Annotated in this window: 2 protein-coding genes; both read left to right on the top strand. The window is 65.5% G+C overall.

Annotated elements, in window-relative coordinates; translation table 11 throughout:
* Positions 1-1,059 precede the first annotated feature (1,059 nt).
* Positions 1,060-1,185, top strand: coding sequence for a hypothetical protein (locus tag AB0C16_RS39990; protein ID WP_357691356.1), 126 nt, complete (start codon positions 1,060-1,062; stop codon positions 1,183-1,185).
* Positions 1,186-1,244: 59 nt separating this feature from the next.
* Positions 1,245-1,454 (top strand): hypothetical protein (locus tag AB0C16_RS39985; protein ID WP_357691354.1); only part of this gene is annotated, 210 nt, incomplete at its 3' end.

The following is a 1,454-nucleotide window of genomic DNA, read 5'->3' as shown; positions in this document are numbered from 1 at the left end:
ATACCGCTACATCCCAGCGTAAATGTCGTTTGCAGCCTAAAGCGTGTCACTAGGCATTTCCGGTGATTCCGCTAGGCGTGCGGACCGTGACCTGCGCGTACACGCTCATCATGCCCCCAGACTCCCGATGATCTGTCGAACCCGGGAGCAGGAGGTGAAGCCGTGACATAGCGGTGGATCTTGTTGTTCGTAAGCTCGTCGTCGCTTGCCGGTGGAAGTCCGGTCCGGGTAGCTGCCAGGAGGCCCGGTAGCAGGCTGGCGGTTTCGTCTGGAAACGGGCGGGGTCGAAGCCCAGCGTCATAGGCCCTGTAAATAGGGGGAGCGACGGTGCGGTCGGTAGCATGAAGCGAAGCCTGCGGCGTCGTTACTCAGCCCGCTCTTGTGGTGGGACAAGGGAGTGCCGAGCCTCTCGAAACCGGGGCGAAGGCCATGGACGCGGTGAAGAGCCTGGAAGCGCAGCCGTCAAGGACTCCCCGGCGTAGGGGGCGCGGAACGCATCGATAGTGGCGGCGGGAGCTGGGGAGGCCCTCCCCGGCCCGGCAACCTGCGGATGATCGTGTTGCCGGAGTGTCGCGCCCTATAACCGGTCGGAGCCGGGAAGTGGGCAGTGAGCCATCGGCGCGGATAGCGGATGGTGAGGGGGAGGGGCCGGCCTTGGCGGTGGTGTGGCGGGCCGTGCAGGGGGAAGGCGGCGCACGGGGCGGTGGAGGTCGCGTCGCGCTCCTCTTGCAGCGTCATGAACCGCCCGTCAGGCATGGGGGGTGAGGCAGGAGATTACGGGTCGGCGAAGGTTACGGCGGCCTGGCGAGGTCTGCGCTGGAATGAGGCATGGCTTCCACTGTCCGGCCCTCCACGGTTCCCTCGCCGCCTTCCCGGCGCATCGCTCGCAGACGGATGTGGAAGATTCTGCCGGGAGCTCTGCTCGTCGCCGCTGCCTGGTGTGCTATTGAACGGCTCTCCGCGTCACGTCCGAACCAGCGCGGCCCGATGCCCGAAAGGCCGATTCTCGGGGAAGGGCTCTCCAGTGGGTCCGTTCACAGATCGAGGAGCGGCGCATATGTGCCGCTCTTCGTGCTGGCGTTTCTCTGGCCTTACACCGAGGAGTTCCTCGAAGGGATCAGCCAGGCCGCGAACGCCGATGTCGAGGTATTCCTACCGGCGGTGACGGCGTCCTCACTGCGCTGATCATCGTCATCGCTGCTCGCAAGGCGAAGGTGCGCTGGGGGTGGGCGCTCATTGGGCAGTTGCTCACCGTCGGCCTGGGTATCTGGACGGTCCTCGCCCGTCATGCACCAAGCCTTCTACGCGATCTACTCTTCTCCGCCTGCTACACCCTTGCGTTCGCGACCATCATCATGGCCGTGCTCGAAGTCCGCTTCGCGCCCGGCTGGAGGCGGCAGGCGAAACTGGGGTCAGCCGAGTCGGCTGAGGAGGCTGCGAAAGCCAAGGTGACA

The organism is Nonomuraea sp. NPDC048916 (genome assembly GCF_040649575.1).
GTDB lineage: Bacteria > Actinomycetota > Actinomycetes > Streptosporangiales > Streptosporangiaceae > Nonomuraea.
This window is presented reverse-complemented; position numbering and strand designations above follow the sequence as displayed.